The organism is Myxococcus sp. SDU36 (assembly GCF_030168875.1).
Classification (GTDB): Bacteria; Myxococcota; Myxococcia; order Myxococcales; family Myxococcaceae; genus Myxococcus; species Myxococcus vastator.
On record NZ_CP077414.1, the window covers coordinates 3,354,310 to 3,370,918 of the forward strand.

12 protein-coding genes are annotated in these 16,609 nt (G+C 69.8%); 2 read left to right on the top strand and 10 right to left on the bottom strand.

The window, feature by feature from the left end; translation table 11 throughout:
• The first annotated feature begins 161 nt into the window (after nucleotides 1-161).
• Entirely contained in the window at nucleotides 162-1,286 is a 1,125-nt protein-coding gene (locus KGD87_RS12980) for an ADYC domain-containing protein (RefSeq protein WP_284667754.1), read from the top strand.
• On the opposite strand, the gene KGD87_RS12985 is transcribed toward KGD87_RS12980, so the two are convergent.
• Complete coding sequence (locus tag KGD87_RS12985; RefSeq protein ID WP_284667755.1) at nucleotides 1,275-4,505, bottom strand: protein kinase domain-containing protein; 3,231 nt, start codon at nucleotides 4,503-4,505, stop codon at nucleotides 1,275-1,277. The genes KGD87_RS12980 and KGD87_RS12985 overlap by 12 nt on opposite strands.
• 238 nt (nucleotides 4,506-4,743) lie before the next feature.
• Here KGD87_RS12985 and KGD87_RS12990 point away from each other — a divergent pair, with 238 nt between their 5' ends.
• Entirely contained in the window at nucleotides 4,744-5,523 is a 780-nt protein-coding gene (locus tag KGD87_RS12990) for a hypothetical protein (RefSeq protein ID WP_284667756.1), read from the top strand.
• Between the two features lie 27 nt (nucleotides 5,524-5,550).
• Here the strand turns inward: KGD87_RS12990 and KGD87_RS12995 are convergent, their stop codons facing one another.
• The 9 genes from KGD87_RS12995 to lysS all read right to left on the bottom strand — a co-directional run bounded on the left by KGD87_RS12995 (nucleotide 5,551) and on the right by lysS (nucleotide 16,544).
• Nucleotides 5,551-6,357 carry an LpxI family protein gene (locus tag KGD87_RS12995; protein WP_176410257.1) on the bottom strand — a complete coding sequence of 269 codons (807 nt, stop codon included), beginning with the start codon at nucleotides 6,355-6,357 and terminating at the stop codon, nucleotides 5,551-5,553.
• A 28-nt stretch (nucleotides 6,358-6,385) separates the two neighbouring features.
• Nucleotides 6,386-7,162, bottom strand: a complete 777-nt coding sequence (lpxA, locus tag KGD87_RS13000; RefSeq protein ID WP_284667757.1) for an acyl-ACP--UDP-N-acetylglucosamine O-acyltransferase — start codon at nucleotides 7,160-7,162, stop codon at nucleotides 6,386-6,388.
• Between the two features lie 29 nt (nucleotides 7,163-7,191).
• Nucleotides 7,192-7,653: a 3-hydroxyacyl-ACP dehydratase FabZ gene (fabZ, locus tag KGD87_RS13005; RefSeq protein WP_284668633.1), complete on the bottom strand. Its 462-nt coding sequence runs from the start codon at nucleotides 7,651-7,653 to the stop codon at nucleotides 7,192-7,194.
• Nucleotides 7,653-8,702: a UDP-3-O-(3-hydroxymyristoyl)glucosamine N-acyltransferase gene (lpxD, locus tag KGD87_RS13010; RefSeq protein ID WP_176410256.1), complete on the bottom strand. Its 1,050-nt coding sequence runs from the start codon at nucleotides 8,700-8,702 to the stop codon at nucleotides 7,653-7,655. Before lpxD ends, fabZ begins: the two co-directional genes overlap by 1 nt.
• A gap of 31 nt (nucleotides 8,703-8,733) precedes the next feature.
• Entirely contained in the window at nucleotides 8,734-9,288 is a 555-nt protein-coding gene (locus tag KGD87_RS13015; RefSeq protein WP_284667758.1) for an OmpH/Skp family outer membrane protein, read from the bottom strand.
• 107 nt (nucleotides 9,289-9,395) lie between these two features.
• Entirely contained in the window at nucleotides 9,396-11,798 is a 2,403-nt protein-coding gene (bamA, locus tag KGD87_RS13020) for an outer membrane protein assembly factor BamA (protein WP_284668634.1), read from the bottom strand.
• Nucleotides 11,799-11,928: 130 nt separating this feature from the next.
• Nucleotides 11,929-12,603 carry an ABC transporter ATP-binding protein gene (locus KGD87_RS13025; RefSeq protein WP_163779258.1) on the bottom strand — a complete coding sequence of 225 codons (675 nt, stop codon included), beginning with the start codon at nucleotides 12,601-12,603 and terminating at the stop codon, nucleotides 11,929-11,931.
• Nucleotides 12,604-12,605: 2 nt separating this feature from the next.
• A complete protein-coding gene (locus tag KGD87_RS13030) occupies nucleotides 12,606-14,978 on the bottom strand; it encodes an FtsX-like permease family protein (RefSeq protein WP_284667759.1) in 2,373 nt (790 codons plus the stop codon).
• A 12-nt stretch (nucleotides 14,979-14,990) separates the two neighbouring features.
• Nucleotides 14,991-16,544 carry a lysine--tRNA ligase gene (gene lysS / locus KGD87_RS13035; RefSeq protein WP_284667760.1) on the bottom strand — a complete coding sequence of 518 codons (1,554 nt, stop codon included), beginning with the start codon at nucleotides 16,542-16,544 and terminating at the stop codon, nucleotides 14,991-14,993.
• Nucleotides 16,545-16,609 lie beyond the last annotated feature (65 nt).

Here is a 16,609-nt window from a genome sequence, read left to right on the forward strand (position 1 = left end):
ACGGGCACACGGCACCGTGCCAGCGGGCTGTGCCACCCGGGCCCAGCTTCGCGGCGCGCCGCCGTGGCGACTGGTGTACAGGACCGGGCCGCTGCTGGCATGCCCCTCGCTATGGCGCGGGGCCGGACCACGGCAGCCGCCGTCACTTCGAGGAGACACCTGTGCTCAACACCTTCCCCACCTGGCTCATGGGCCCGCTGATGCTGGCCTTCGCCGCGGGCTGCACCCTCCCCATCACCGGTGCCAAGCCCCCCATCGGCGCCCGCCCTGATTCCCCGTCCGGCGGCGGGAGCTGTCCGACGGGCCAGTGCGACCCCGACCCGAACGGCCTGGGCATCTACGTCGCCGAGGGACACAGCTACTGCTTCTTGCATGAGAAGACGCCAGCGGCGTGCCTGGAGGGCTTCGTCAATACCCCCGAGGGCGTGGCGCTGCGCGTGCGCTCCATGTACCAGAAAGACCAGACGCTCCAGCTCCCCCTGCACCTCCGGAATCCGACCGGGCCCGACGGCGGGGAGACCCCGAAACTGGAGTCCATTCACGGCAACGTCGGCGACTTCTTCGTCGCCATCCGCCAGGGGGACGACGGCCGGAAGCTGCGAGGCGAGGCGGTGTCGCGGCTGGTGTTCGGGTTCAGGCTCCCGGTGGACCTGGACGGCACCGGCACCCTGGAGGGTCTCCTCTACGAGCTGTCGCTGGAACCCGTGTCCGACAACCGCCTCGTCGTGCGCTACCGGCCCACCCCCAGCACCGTCTGGCTGCGGCAGTGCCGGTCGCCAAAGGAACCGGACGTCGCGTCCGTCCTCCTTCCGTACCGCCAGGTCGACGGGCTGAACGCCGCGGTGCGGCCCCACGAGGAAACGCTCACCGTGGCCTGTGAGACAGGCGCGATTGCCGCATGCATGGACTGGGGCTACCAGCCGTGGTCTCCCGAGTCGCGCCGGGCCGACGCGGACCGTGAGTTCGTCTTCGGCGCCTGCCTCCAGGCAAAGCGCGCCGCCTACTTCGTGGGCCATGGCGACCTGAGCACGTACACCGTCAGCGGCACGGAGATTCTCCGGCGCGACGCCCACGGGTTCGGGCGAGACAGCAACGACGACCTCCAGCAGCTCGAATACCTGGAGGCCCTGTGGAGCCCCCGGGGCGCGGAGTGCCTCAACCTGGCGAACCGTCGCGCCAAGGCGCCCATCCGGAATGGCCTCACGCTGCCGGCCTGCTCGCCGTCGCCCAGCTGGAGCTCCCAGGCGCGGTTCGCGACGGGCGTGAAGCAGCCCTCAATGCCCTGAGTCCGGAGCCCCGGCGACGCGAAGGGCGGCGTGCTCCGCGTCGTCCAGGGGGCCCACGTAGCGGCGCAGCCAGGGCACCTGGGCCGTGGCGCGGCGCCACGCCGCGTCAGCCTCGCGGAGGGACGCTTCCCACCCTTCCGCCGGCCGCTGGCGCCGGGCACGCAACAGCAGCAGCGCGCCCCGCACGGCGTGGGCCTCCGGCAGGCCCGGGTCCAGCTTCAGCGCGAACTCCACCTGCGCCAGTCCCTCCTCCACCAGGGCGGACGGCGCGCCGGTGTCCCGCGCCAGCCGCCAGGCCGCCCGGGCCAGGGTGAGGTGGCTGTCGTAGTAGGGGTAGAGCGACACGGCCCGCCGGGCCTCGGCGAGGGCCTTGCGCAGCGGGGCCTCACCGGAGCGCCCCTCGCGCCGCGCCTGCTCCGCCGCCGCCAGCGCCAGCTCCGCCCCCAGGCTCCGGCAGTCCGCGCAGGTGGGGCTCAGCCGGTACGCCTCCGCCAACGCGCGCTGCCCGCTGGTGAGCGCCGCGCTCGCGTCACCCGCCCCGCGCAGGGCCTGGAGCGCTTCGAGCAGGTGCGCGCTGGCCGCATGGAGCCAGGCGCGGTCGGACCGGGCGTTGACGCCCCGGGAGCGCTCCGTCGCCTGGAGCGCGCGCGCCAGGGCCGGACGCGCGTCTCCGCCGGTCTCCAGGAGGTAGCGCGCGCGCGTCAGCTCCGCGGCGGCGGCATGGTCGTGGGCGGAGTGGAAGCGCTCGTCGAGGGTCAGCGCCTGCGTGCTGGCCTCCAGCGCCGCGTGCACGTCGGCCTCCGGGTCGCGCCCGCGGGAGAGCAGGAGGGCCGCCCGGGCGGCGTACAGCTCCGCGAGGTTGGACTGGGCGAACAGGTAGTTCGGGTCCGCCTGGACGGCCCGCTGGAAGGCGCGCTCCGCGGCGGCGTAGGCCGGAAGCGGGTCCTGCCCGTGCTCCCGCTGGTAGTTGCCCCGCCAGCGGTGCACGAGCCCCAGGTCGTTGAGTGCCCAGGGGTAGTGCGGCTCCAGCTCAATCGCCCGCTCCAGCCATTGAATGGCCTGTGCCCAGGACGCCTCGGGCGCCGCTCCCGCGCGCGCCTGACGCAGGCCGCGCATGAAGTAGCTGTACCCCAGCGAGTCGTGCGCGAGCACGTTGCGCGGCTCAAACGTCCCCGCCCGGGAGGCCGCGTCCGTCCAGGCATCGAGCAGGGCCTCCGCGCCGCGCGCGTCCGACGCCCCCTGGAAGGTCACCGCGCGGTACTGGTTCATCAGCACCTGGGCCTTCTTCGTGTGGCCGGAGGCCCGGTCCGGGTCGGCCACGAGGCTCCGGTCCGCGGCGGCCTCCGCCTGGTCCAGCGCGGCCTTGCGTGAGCGCCCCTCCCGCTTGTCCAGCTCCGACAGTTGCAGCCACACCTCCGCGAGCGCCTCGTGGGCCCAGGCGTCGCTGCGCGCCAGCTCCACGGTCTGCTGATAACGGGACTCCGCCTCCATGAGCCCGGCCCGCGCGGCCGCGTAGTCCCCCTGCTCCAGCAAGGCCATTGCCCGCGCGAGCGCCACGTCTCCGGCGAGCTTGCGCACCTCCGGCATCCACGACGCCTGCGCCACGGCCTCGCTCACGGCCCGCTCCGCGCCCTCGTAGTCCTTGCGGTACAGCGCGATGAGCCCTTCGAGGTAGCGCGGCGACTCCAGCTCCACGCCGCCGCTGCGCTCCAGGGAGTCGAGCGCGGGCGTCAGGTAGCGCGCCTCCAATTGCCGCCGCCGAGCGGCCACCCACGCCGCGCCGCCGCTGCGCCGCGCGTCCTCCACGGCCAGGCGGTACTGCTCCCCCAGCACCCTCCCCAAGGCGTAGTGGAGCCCCGGCGAGTCGACGCCCAGCTCGCGCGCCCGCGTCAGCTCCCGGTGCGCCTGCTCGAAGTCGCGCATCGCCAGGTGGCCCCGTCCCAGCGCTTGCCGCACCAGCCCCTCCCCCAACGCTTCCAGGCCAGGCAGCAAGGCGCCCATGCGCGCCATTCGCTCCCGGACGCGCTGCTGCTCGGGCCGCGTGTCGTGCAGGGGCAGGGCCTGGAAGGCGCGCACGAAGGCCTCGACCTCCTGCACCTGCTGGCCCAGCTGCTCGGCCAGCCGGACGCGTGAGGCCGTGCGCGCCTGGAGGTCCCGCTCCGCCAGCCAGGCCCGGGCCCCGAAGCCCGCGAGCAGCAGCATGCCCACCAGCGAGACGCCGGAGACGAACACCACCCCGCGATGCCTGCGCGCGGCGCGCCGCAGCCGGTGCGTCAGGCGGGGCCGCTGTCCGAGGATGGGCGCGCCGTCCAGGTAGCGGCCCAGGTCCTCCGCCAGCGCCCGGGCGGAGGCGTAGCGCAGCGCCGGCTCCTTGCTCAGGCACTTGAGGCACACCGTCTCCAGGTCGGCGTCCAGCTCCGGCACGCGCTCGCGGGGTGGCACCGGGTCGTCGTGGAGCACCCGGTTCAACGTCTCCAGCGGCGTGGCCCCCGTGAAGGGCGGCTCGCCGACGAGCAGCTCGTAGAGCGTGGCGCCCAGGCCGTAGACGTCCGTGTGCGCGCCGATGGCTTCCAGCTCACCCCGGGCCTGCTCCGGCGCCATGTACGCGGGCGTGCCCATCACCGCGCCGGTGGACGTGAGGCCGTGCCCCTCCCCCGCCTCGTAGGCGAGGCCGAAGTCCATGATGACGGGCTCGCGGCGCGCGCCCTCGCCCGGGAGCACCATGATGTTGGAGGGCTTGAGGTCCCGGTGGATGACGCCCAGCGCATGGGCCGCCTCCACCGCCTCCGCCGCGGCCTTCAGCCACCGCGCCTTCTCCAGGGGCGCCAGGCCCCGCGCGGCGACGTCCATCCGCTCGCCCTCCACGAGCTGCATGGCGATGAAGGCCTGGCCATTCGTCTCCCCCGCGTCGAACACCTTGCAGACGTTCGGATGGTCGATGCGCGCCTGGGCGCGGGCTTCCCGCAGGAAGCGCATGGCCCGCTCCGGGTCCGCGCCCCGCAGGAACTTGAGCGCCACCGGCCGCCCGAGCGTCCTGTCCCGCGCGCGGTACACGTCCCCCATGCCGCCTCGGCCCAGCAGCCCCAGCACCTCGTAGCGGCCCCCCGGCGCGGCGGGCACGGTGCCCGGCGGCTCGGACGGAACGCCCGCCACCGTGGCCCCCTCCCCGGCCGGCCGCGCGGCCGTCTCCGACGGAAGGGTTGGCACGAGGCGGGACATGGGCAAAGCCTATCAAACGCATACAGCCGCGGCACGGTGGGCACACCGTGGCCTGTGCCACCGTGCCACGCGAGGGTGTGCCACCCCAGGTGTCTCGAGCACGTCTCCAGAGGGAACCACGGGGCCACACGGCGCGGCATACGCCTTGCTCAAGCAGCGACACGGCAAGGACGGGTGCGCGGCCCTCCGCCACACGCACCGCGCCGTCTCAACACCTCACACCACAGGAAAAACACCCATGTCGAAGCTGCGTCACGCACTGATTGCCCTGTCCATGCCCGCCGTCCTGTGGGGCTGCGGTCCCGAGGACATGATGGATGTCTCCGCCGAGCCCCCCGCCGCGCAGGACCTGACGACGCAGGGTCAGGAGCTGGCCACGGCCAACACGTACACCTGGAGCCAGGGCAACCTCGCCACGCCCATGGGCACGACGTCGAACCGGACCTGCTACCTCATGCGCGTGGGCGGCAACTTCGAGGGTGGCGGGGAGCGCGTCGAGATTTTCCACACGGGCAGCTCGTGGTACCTGGGCGGCGCCTCGGGGCAGACCGGCATCAACGGCGCCGCGGGCTGCATCAACGTGGCGGACACGGGGACCGAGTACACGTGGAGCCAGTCGTCGAGCTACCCCACGTACTTGGGCTCCTCCGCCAACCGCGTGTGCTACCTGACGGGCGTCAAGGGCAAGTTCCATGGCACCGGCGAGTGGCTCCACGTCTATGAGACGGCCGGGAGCTGGTACATGACGGGCAACTCCAGCCAGAGCGGCGTGCAAGGGCGCGCGCGGTGCATCTCCCTGGGCGCCGGCAACACGTTCAGCGAGGAGTTCAGCTGGAGCCAGGGCGCCAGGGCCCGGGCCATGGGCGCCGCCGACAACCGCTCCTGCGCCCTGACGTATGTCCGGGGCAAGTTCGAGGGCGGCGGCGAGTACGTCCGTACGTACCAGCAGTACGGCTCGTGGTACCTCGGCGGCGCCTCGGGGCAGACCGGCGTGTCCGCTCGCGCGCGCTGCTTCTAGTCTCACCGCGCACGGAGGCGCCGGGGCTCAGGGCACGCCGATGAGGGTGATGCCCGCGGCCTCGGCGCCCGCGAAGAGGGCTGGGGCATCCAGCAGCACCGTGCGCCCCACCTCGAGCGCCAGCACGCGCGCGCCCACCTCCTGCATCACGTCCAGGGTGCGAGGGCCCACGGCCGGCAGGTCGAAGCGGAGGTCCTGCTGCGGCTTGCAGCGCTTCACCACCACGGCGCCTGAATTGCCGCCCAGCCTGCCGCCCCGGCGAATGGCCTCGTCCGTGCCCTCCACCGCCTCCAGCGCCAGGACGTGGCCGTTGTGCACCACCACCGTCTGTCCCACGTCCGCCTGGCCCAGCAGCACCGCCACCTCGCGGCCCAGGGCCACGTCCTTCTCCTGCGCCGGGTGCAGCCTGGGCCCGGCCAGGTGGCCCTCCGGGCACAGCACCTCGCCCAGGAAGTCCGTGGGGGCGATGATGGTGACGCCGCGCGCCTCGAAGTCCGAGGCCACCGCGCGCAGCAGCGCGTCATCCCGGAAGCTGCGAAGCCGGGAGATGATGCGCACCGCGCCCAGGTCCGGCCGCGCCTCCGCCAGCGCCCGCACACGGCCGATGCCGCCCGCCATGGCCGCCTGCTTCACGCCCGCTTCCCGGAAGGCCTTCTGGATGCGGTCCACCTGGCCGACGCGCACCCACGTCAGCCGGTCCACCTCCGCGGCCAACGCCGGGTCCGTCTCTCCACGGTGCGCCACGGCCACGACTTCCAGGCCCTGCTTCCGCGCGGCGCGCGCGAAGAGAAAGGGCAGCCGGCCGTTGCCCGCGATGAGGCCAATCCGCTCCACCGCCGACTTTCCTCCGTCACTCACGGTGTCAGCGCGTGAGGCCGCGCTTGCTCTGCTGGATGAACTGGATGAGGTGGTCCACTTCGGAGTGGCCCGCCAGCTCCGCGCGCAGCCGAACCATGGCCTCCTGGAGCGTCAGCTTCGAGCGGAACAGGATGCGGTGCGCTTCCTTCACCCGCTCAATCTGCTCCTTGGAGAAGCCACTGCGCTCCAGGCCCACCGTGTTGAGGCCCACCAGCTCCGCCCGGTCTCCCTGGGCGGTGGCGTACGGCGGGATGTCCATGGTCACCATGGCGCCGCCGGAGATGAAGGCGTGCTGGCCCAGGCGGGTGAACTGATGCACCGCCGCCAGGCCGCTGATGATGACGTGGTCCTCCATCGTCACGTGGCCCGCGAGCGCGGAGCCATTGCCGATGCGGCAGCCATTGCCCACCACGCAGTCATGCGCGACGTGACAGTTGGCCATGAAGAGGTTGCCACTGCCCACGCGGGTGGCGCCGCCACCGCCCGCGGTGCCCTTGTGCAGCGACACGAACTCGCGAACCTGGTTGTCGTCGCCGAGCACCAGCTCCGTGTCCTCGCCCGCGTACTTGAGGTCCTGCGGGTCGGCGCCCACGGAGGCGAACTGAAAGATGCGGTTGCGCTCGCCCAGCGTCGTGCGGCCTTCGATGACGACGTGGGGCCCCACGCGGGAGCCCGCCCCAATCGTCACCTGGGGACCGATGATGGAGTAGGGGCCGACCTCGACGGTGTCGTGAAGGCGGGCGCTGGGATGGACCACCGAGGTGGGATGAACCTGAGCCATGAAGTCTCCTCGTGCTCGCGGGGCGCGAATCAGGATGCCGCGCTCTGTGCCGCGTTGGCGTCCTTGTCCACGACGGTTGCCAGGAACTCGCCTTCGGCGACACGCGCGCCGTCGACCGTCGCCAGGCCCTTCGTCTTCCAGACAGCGCCCTTGTGACGCACCACTTCGATGTCCAGTTGGAGGCGATCCCCCGGCAACACCGGCTTGCGGAAGCGCGCGCCGTCCACGCCCATCAGGTACGTGAGCTTGCGCGTCGGGTCCATGTTCTCGCTCTTGTAGGCGAGGATGGCCGTCGCCTGCGCCAGCGCCTCCAGGATGAGCACGCCCGGCATCACCGGGTGACCGGGGAAGTGTCCGTTGAAGAAGGGCTCGTTGATGGTGACGTTCTTGTAGGCCGTCAGCTTCTGGCCCGGGACAATCTCCACCACCCGGTCCACCAGCAGGAACGGGTACCGGTGCGGCAGCAGATTGAGAATCTCTCCGATGTCCATCACGGCCCCTTTTCCTTCTCCAGCGTCTCTACGCGGCGCCGCAGGGCGCGCACTTCCTTGAGCAGGTCCGCCATCTGGCCCGCCGCGGCGCTGGCCCGCAGCCACTCCCGGTGGGGAACGGCGGGGCTCCCGCTCACCACCTGGCCGTCCGGCACGTCGTGCGCGACGCCGGACTGAGCGCCCACCTTGGCCAGGTCACCCACGCGGATATGCCCCACCACGCCGACCTGCCCCGCGAGCACCACGCCCGTCCCAATCTCCGCCGAGCCGGACACGCCAGCCTGAGCGCAGATGAGGGACAGCGGGCCCACTCGCACGTTGTGGGCAACCTGCACCAGGTTGTCGAGCTTCGCGCCGCGCCCCACCACCGTCTCGCCCACCGTCGCGCGGTCGATGCAGGTGCACGCCCCCACCTCGACGTCGTCCTCGATGCGCACGATGCCGACCTGGGGAATCTTGAAGTGCTCCGGCCCCGCCTCGCCCTCCGGGTTGAAGGCGAAGCCGAAGCCGTCCGCGCCCACCACGCTGGAGGCGTGGAGGATGACGCGCGCGCCCACGATGCAGCGCTCGCGCACCGTGACGTTGGGGTACAGGACGCAGTCCTCCCCCACCTCGGCCTGTTCGCCCACGTAGGCGCCCGGATAGAGCACCGTGCGCGCGCCCACCCGTCCGCCCCGGTCCACCGACGCGCCGGGCAGCAGCACGGCCTCCGGATGGACGGTGGCCTCGGGATGGACCCAGGCGCCGGGCCTCACGCCCGCGGCGGGGCGCTGGGGCGCGTGGAACAGGCGCAGCAGCTTCGCGTACGCCAGGTGGGGGTTGGCCACCCGGACCAGCGCCACGCCCTCGCGGGGTGGCACGTCGGCGCCCACCAGCACCGCCGAGGCACGGGAGGCCTCGAACTGGCGGCGGTAGCGCGGGTTTCCGTAGAAAGACACGTCTCCCGGGCCGGCTTCTTCAAGCCCGTTGAGTCCGTGGATGAGCTGTGAGGGATCACCGAGGAGCTCTCCACCCACGTGGGCGGCGAGCTCCCCGAGCTGGCGGGGCATGGGAGCGGTCTGCACGAGTTGGGAGTGACGGCTACTTCTTCGTCGGGGCGTCCTTCGCCGCCGTCTTCTTCGAGCTGTTGTACGCCCGGATGACTTCGTTGGAGATGTCGTGCAGGGAGCGGGCGTAGACGATGCCGGAGTCGCGGCGCTCGAGGACGAAGCCCAGGTCATCGCGCTCGGCGATGGTGTTGATGATGGAGTCGATCTTGTCGATGATCGGCTTCATCTCCTGCTGCTCCTTGTTGGCGGCCTCGGCGCGGCTCTTCTCCCACTTCTGGGCGAGCACCATCACCTTGCGCTGGAGCTCGGCCTCCTTCTGGGCCTTGATCTCCGCGCTCATGGCGCTGGCCTGCTTGTCGAGCGTCTCCTTCTCGGCGCGGAGCGCGTTCTGCTCCTTGTCGATTTCCTTCTGGCGGTCGTTGAGCCACTTCTGGAGACGGGACTTGGCGGCCTTTCCGTCATCCACCTCCAGCATGACTTTCTGGAGGTCCACGTAGGCGACCTTCAGCTCGGCGGCCGAGGCGGCCACCGGGAGGGCGAGCGACAGAGCGGCGGCCGTGGCCGCGATGGTGGTGCGAAGCGACATGTTCAGCGACTCCTCAAGAAAGGTACAGGCTCCGACGTACGCCTATCGGGCAGCTTCAATTCCCTCCGCCCGTGAGGACGGACGCCGGACGACAGGCGAAGGGCTTATCAGAAGAAGTTGCCGATAGTGAACTCGAACAGGATGTTGTCGTCCTCCGGCCGCCTGTTGAGCGGGATGCCCCACTCGAAGCGCAGGGGGCCAATGGGCGAGAACCAGCGGAATCCGAAGCCCGCGGAGTGAAAGAGGCCGAGCGGCAGCCGCTCCTGACGGTCCTCGAAGAAGCGCTCGTTCGCCGCGAAGGCGTTGCCCGCGTCGTAGAAGACGACGCCGCGCAGGCCGGCCTTCTCGAAGATGGGGAACTCCAGCTCGAAGTTGAAGGTCAGCTGCTTGTTGCCGCCCACCCGGAAATCGGTGACGGTCGCGTCCGGATTGCCGGAGCGGGGGACCTTCACGGAGGGGCTGATGCTGCGCAGGAAGTACCCGCGGACGCTGTTGATGCCGCCCACGTAGTAGAGTTCGGAGATGGGCAGCGGCTTGTTCTGGTCCAGCTGCTGGATGTAGCCAATGGTGGCGTTCGTCTTGAAGACGAAGCCCAGCGGCATGGGGAAGTACAGCCGCGAGTAGGCCGTGTACCGATTGTAGAGGAACGTGCCGCCCAGGAAGTCCGGGGCGAGCTCCACCGAGCCGTAGTGGATGAAGCCGTCCGACGGGAACAGGCGGTTGTTGCGCCGGTCGAAGGACAGCGACAGGCGGGCGGCGCTCGTCGTCCCAGACAGGAACTGGTTGGCCAGCAGCACCGCGCCCAGGTTCTGTCCCGCCTCCACGTTGACCCACTCACGCGAGTAGCCAATGGTGCCCAGCAGGTCGTCGATGAACTGGTAGCCGATGGACACCGTGCCACCGGTGGAGCTGCGGATGAAGCCCTCGTAGTCCGCCTGGATGCGGAAGAACTCGGCCGACAGCAGGTAGCGCGTGTCCAGGAAGTACGGGTCGTAGAAGGACAGCTGCACCAGGGAGCGCAGGCCGGAGATCTGCGCGGACGCGGAGACGCTCTGCCCCCAGCCCAGGAAGTTGTTCTGGGCGATCTGCGCCGTGAAGATGAAGTTCTCCACGTTGGAGAAGCCGAGGCCGACCTGGAAGGTGCCGGTGGCCTTCTCCTTCACCTCCACCTGGAGGATGATGGTGTCGTCCGCCGAGCCGGGGCGCTGGGTGATTTCCGCCGTCTCGAAGAAGCCCAGCGCGGTGACGCGCTCGCGGCTGCGGCGCACGCCGGTGCCGTTGTAGAGCTCGCCTTCATAGACGCGCAGCTCGCGGCGGATGACCTTGTCGCGCGTCTTGCTGTTGCCCACCACGTCGATGCGCTCGATGGTGACCTGGGGCCCCTTCTGCACGTCGAAGGTCAGGTCCACCGTGCGGTTGTCCGCGTTGACGCTGGTGATGGGGTTGATGTTCGCGTAGGCGTAGCCGCGGTCGTAATAGACGTCCGAGACGGAGAGGATGTCCTGCGACAGCTGTGAGCGGTTGAAGCGCCCGCCGGTGGCGGACTTCATCAGCGCCGCCATCTGCTCCTTGGTGACGTCGTCGAGCAGGTCACCGGAGAAGTCGATCTTCCCGATGTCGTACGGCTCACCCTCCGTCACCCGGAGGGTGATGAAGATGAAGCGCTTGTCCGCGGAGAGCTGGACGGTGGGCTTGTCCACCCGGACGTTGATGAAGCCCTTGTCGTAGTAGGCGATCTGGATGACGGCCAGGTCGCGCTGGAAGGCCTCCTCGCGGTAGGTGCCCTCACCGGTGAAGAAGGAGAGGAACCCGCCCTCGCGGGTAATCATCGTCTCCTTCAGCTCCGCGGCGGGTACCTTGTCCGCCCCCAGGATGGTGATCTGCTTCACCATCACCTTGGCGCGCTCGTTGATGTTGAACACCACATCCACGTTGGCGCCGCCCTCGACGGGCTTGATCTGGTGGCTGACCTCGGCGAGGAAGTAGCCCTTCTCCACGTACTTCGCCTGGATCTTCTGCACGCTGGAGCGCACCAGCTCCATGTCCAGGATGGTGGCGGGCTTGACGTCAATCTCCTCCTTCAGGTCGTCCTTGTTCAGCTCCTCGTTGCCCACGAGCTGCACGAGCCGGACGGTGGGGCGCTCCTCCACCCGCACCACGTAGGCGACGCCGCGGGCCAGCCGCTGGACGAGCAGCTCCACGTCCTGGAAGTAGCCCAGCGCCCACACCGCCCGGAGGTCCTGGGCGGTGCGCGTGGGGCTCAGCTCGTCGCCCACACGGGTGCGGAGGGCGCGGCGGATGGCTTCGGCCTCGACGCGCCGGTTGCCTTCGACACGGACCTCCACCACCCGGCGGGCATCCTCCGGGGACACCGGGGCGTCATCGGGGAGCGCGGGCTCGGAGGCCTCGTCGGCAGGAGCAGCGGGGGCGGTGACCTCGGGCACGACTGAAGGCGCGCCAGCGCCTTCATCCTCTTGCGCCAGCGCGGAGCCGGGCACGAGGGACCACATGGCGACCGCCAGCAGCGGGAGCAGTGACTTGCGCGACAGAACGGGGTGCCTCAAGGGGAGACCGGCCAGGAAAAGGCGGGGCAATCTACGGGAAGGCCCCTGAGGGCCTCAATGCAAAATTGCCGGGACATCACGCCTCCGACACCTCGCCGCCGGCCAACCTGAGGCGGCGGGGCATGGAGCGGGCAAGCGTCTCGTTGTGGGTGACGACCACTGCGGTGATTCCCTGCTCGCGATTGACCTCCCGCAAGAGCTGGTGGATGCCCTCGCCCGTCGCCGGGTCGAGGTTTCCGGTGGGCTCGTCCGCCAGCAACACCGCGGGCTTGAGCACCAGGGCGCGCGCCAGGGCCACGCGCTGGGCCTCACCACCCGACAGTTCTCCCGGACGGTGGTCCACGCGGTGTCCCAGGCCCACCCGCTCCAGCAGCTCACGGGCATAGGCGTAGGCGCCGGTGCGGTCCTGTCGCCGGATGAGGGCGGGCATGGCGACGTTTTCCAAGGCGGTGAACTCCGGCAGCAGGAAGTGGCTCTGGAAGACGAAGCCGATGGTCTGGTTCCGGAACTCGGCGATCTCCGCGTCGTTCATGGAGAACACGGGGCGGTCCTCGAACAGCACCTCGCCGGCGGCCGGGGCATCCAGCGTGCCCAGGACGTGCAGGAAGGTGCTCTTCCCCGCCCCGGACGCACCCACCAGCGAGACGAGCTCTCCCCGCTGGATGTCCAGCGACACGCCCCGAAGGATGTCGATGCGCTTGCCGTGCAGGAAGTAGCTCTTGAAGACGTTGCGGATGGACAAGAGCGCCATGGCTATTCCGCCTTGAGGCCTTCCACCGGCTCCACACTGCTGGCCTTGAGGGCCGGGTAGATGGAGGCGAGGTAGGTGACGAGCACCGCGATGACGACGGCCAGCACGGTCTGCACCGGCTCGATTCGCACCGGCACCGCCGGAATGTAATAGACGTCCGGATCCAGCTTGATGCCGGCCTTCTCGATGAAGAGGCACCAGGACAGGCCGGAAATCAGTCCGAGGAAGCCGCCCGCGACGCCAATCTGCAGGCCCTCCGCGAGGAATATCTTCACGATGCCGCCATCCGGGACGCCCAGGGCCTTGAGGACGGAAATCTCCTTGCGCTTCTCCAGCACCAGCATGATGACGGTGGCGACGATAAGGCCCGCGGCCACGATGATGATGATGGAGAGGATGATGCCCATCACCAGCTTCTCCAGACGCAGCGCGGAGAAGAGGTTCTTGTTCATCTCTCCCCAGTCACGTGCCCGGTAGGGATAGCCCCCCAGCACCTTCACCACCTGCGAGGCGATGCGACGCGCGTCGTCGATGTCCGCCACCTTCAGTTCGATGCCCGTGGCCCCCTTCACGCCGAAGAAATCCTGGGCCTCCTTGAGCAGGATGTAGACGAACTTGGAGTCGTACTCGTACATGCCCGAATAGAAGACGGCCGCCACGCGGAAGGCGCGGCTCTTCGGAATCGGGCCAGAGGGGCTCAGCTCGGTGCCCAGCGGGGAGACGACGTTCACCCGGTCTCCCACCACCACGCGCAGCGACGCCGCCAGCTCCCGGCCAATGACGATGCCCGGCAGCACCGGCGCCTTCTTGGGCGTCCCGGAGCGGCGGATGATGTCGTCCTCCTCCACCCCGCTCTCCTCCGCGGGCTCCTCGTCGTCCGGCAGGCCGCGGTGGACGATCTTCTCCGGCGTGTAGAGGATGTCGAGCGAGCCGCCACCGAGGATGTTCTTGGGCAGGTCCGTCACCTCGCCCACCGTGCCCGGGTCGATGCCCTTGATGATGACGCCGTCCACGTTGCCCTCGGAGGCGATCATCACCTGGTTGATGATGAAGGGCGTCTGTCCCACGACGCCAGGCACCTTGCGGACGGACTCCATGACCTTGGCGTACTCGGGCAGGTCGCCCGCGTACTTCGACACCACGGCGTGCGCGTTGGTGCCCAGAATCTTCTGCTGCAGGTCGGCCTCGAAGCCGCTCATCACCGACAGCACGATGATGAGCGCCATGACGCCCACGCCCACGCCGCCCACCGACAGGGCGGTCATCATCATGGTGGGCGACTGCTCCCGCAGCTTGAGGCGGTTGAGGTCGGAGGCCGCCGCCAGCGGATCCTTCAGCCCCAGCGCGCGGATGCGGGTGCGCTCCACGGCCGCTTCGGCGGAGCGGATGATGAAGTAGATGAGCAGCGGGGGGATGATGCCGAACATCAGCACCGCCAGCGTCCCCAGCAGCAGTGACGGCCGGAACACCGCCACGTGCCGGCGCGCGACGAAGAGCTCGAACCCCAGCTTCAGGTCCACCCGGCCGCTGCCGGCGGCGATGAAGCCGGTGTTGATGCCCAGCACCAGCGCCAGCACCAGGAAGGTGAAGACGAGCCAGTACCCCAGCTCCGGGCGGCCAATCAGCCCCGCGACGTACGTCACCTCGCGCAGCCGGTAGCCCAGCGCGAGCTGCAGCCCGGGCAGCCGCTCCATCAACGTGAGGATGATGGGGATGGGCAGGCCCAGGTACAGCACGCCGATGGTGGCCTCGGGCAGCGACAGCCGCTGCGCCCGCGACGCGCCGATGAAGCCGGAGATGAAGGCCACCATGCCGCCCGCGAGCAGCGCGATGGCGAAGGCGCCGGTGGGCGGCAGCGACAGGCCGCTGCTCGCGCCCTTCCCCGCCGCGCCCAGCTCCGTGGCGGACACGCCGCTGGACAGCACCGTCTGCAGGAGGATGAGGACCACCTCCGCCAGCAGCATGCCGCCGCCGTAGGCGCCCAGGGTGCTCCAGTAGAAGTCCCGGTAGCGCGCCAGGCGCGGGTACAGCGTGGCGCCCGCGGCCGGGCTGGGCCCTTCGGTGGGCTCCGGCGCGCGGCGGATGCCGGCGGCGATGAGCGCCCACCCCGCGAGCCAGACAGCGGAGCCCGCGACGAGGAGGCCCGTGTTGGGAACCGGCGCGACGGGCTGCTCGGACACGAGCAGCAGCGCGTTGAGGACCTGGACCAGGCCGCCCCACCCCAGCAGGGACAGCCCCAGGGAGGGGCTGGTCTCCAGCCAGGCCTGAGAGGACGTGAGCGCCACCCCGAGCAGGCTGAAGCCCACCAGGGCGACCAGCGCCCCAATCCAGATGAAGGTCCAGCGATGGACGGTCTGCCGTTCGGCGGAGTGCACGCGGCCTCCTGGCTACTTCGCCAGTGGCTTGAGGAGGGGAAACAGGATGACGTCTCGGATGCTCTGCGAATCCGTGAACAACATGGCGAGCCGATCAATCCCGATGCCTTCACCGGCGGTGGGCGGCATGCCGTGCTCGAGGGCCCGGATGTAGTCCTCGTCGTAGTCCATGGTCTCCTGCTGGCCCCGCTGCTTCGCGTCCAGTTGGGCCTGGAAGCGGCCCTTCTGATCCAACGGGTCGTTCAGCTCGGAGAACGCGTTCGCGATTTCGCGGCCCGCCACGTACAGCTCGAAGCGGTCCGTCACGTCCGGGTTCGCGTCATTGCGCCGGGCCAGCGGCGAGACGGCGGTGGGGAAATGAGTGATGAAGGTGGGATGGATGAGCGTGTGCTCGACGTGGTGCTCGAAGAGCGCGCCCACCAGCTCACCGTGGTTCATGGTGTCGATGGCCCGCCGCTCGGCCTCGGAGTGGCGCGTCTTGAGCAGCTCGTGGCGCAGCCGGTCCGCGTCCGCCATGTCCTTGTCGGACAGGCCGCTGACCACCTCGCGGATGGCCTCCGTCATGGAGATGCGCTTCCAGCCCTTGCCGAAGTCGAGCACGTGGTCGCCGTACTTCACCTTCGTGTCGCCGGTGACGGCCTTGGCGGCCTCCGAAATCATCTCCTCGGAGAGGTCCATCAGGTCCTCGTACGTGGCGTACGCCTGATAGAACTCCAGCATCGTGAACTCGGGGTTGTGCCGGGTGCTGATGCCTTCGTTGCGGAAGTTGCGGTTGACCTCGTAGACGCGCTCCAGGCCGCCCACCACCAGGCGCTTGAGATACAGCTCCGGGGCGATGCGCATGTACAGGTCGATGTCGAGCGCGTTGTGGTGCGTGGTGAAGGGCCGCGCCGCCGCGCCGGACACGAGCGGGTGCATCATCGGCGTTTCGACCTCGACGAAGTCACGCGTGTCGAGGAAGTCGCGGATGAAGCGGATGAGCTTGTTGCGCCGGAGGAAGGTCTGCTTCACGTCCGGGTTGGACACGAGGTCCAGGTAGCGCTGACGGTAGCGAATCTCCACGTCCGTCAGGCCGTGCCACTTCTCCGGCAGGGGCCGCAGAGACTTGGTGAGCGGGGTGAACTTCGTGGCGGACAGCGTCAGCTCGCCCGTCTTCGAACGGAACACCGGGCCGGTGGCGGCCAGGAAGTCGCCCAAATCACACAGCTTGAAGGTCTCATAGGCGTCCCCCAAGGCGTCCTTCTTCATGTGGACCTGGATTTCGCCCGAGCCGTCTCTCAGCTTGATGAAGGCGGCCTTGCCGAAGGAGCGCATGGCCACGACGCGGCCGGCGACGTCATAGGGCGGAGGAGCGGCCTGCTCGATTTCCTCGGCGGACTGAGCGGCGTGCTTCGCGTGGATTTCGGCGGCCTGGTGCTGGGGACGGTAGCCGTTGCCGTACGGATTGAAGCCGGCCTCGCGCCACCTGGCGGCCTTCTCCAGCCGCTGGTCGTAGATTTCCTGTTCCTTCGTCCCGAGGTCGCCCTCGCCCACGCTCTTCTCGCTCTTGTTCTCGGTCTCGGCCATGACGCGCTTTCCCAAAGGCGCGGCACCGTAGCCAAGGCTCCCCCGGGAAGCAACGCAACACAGCG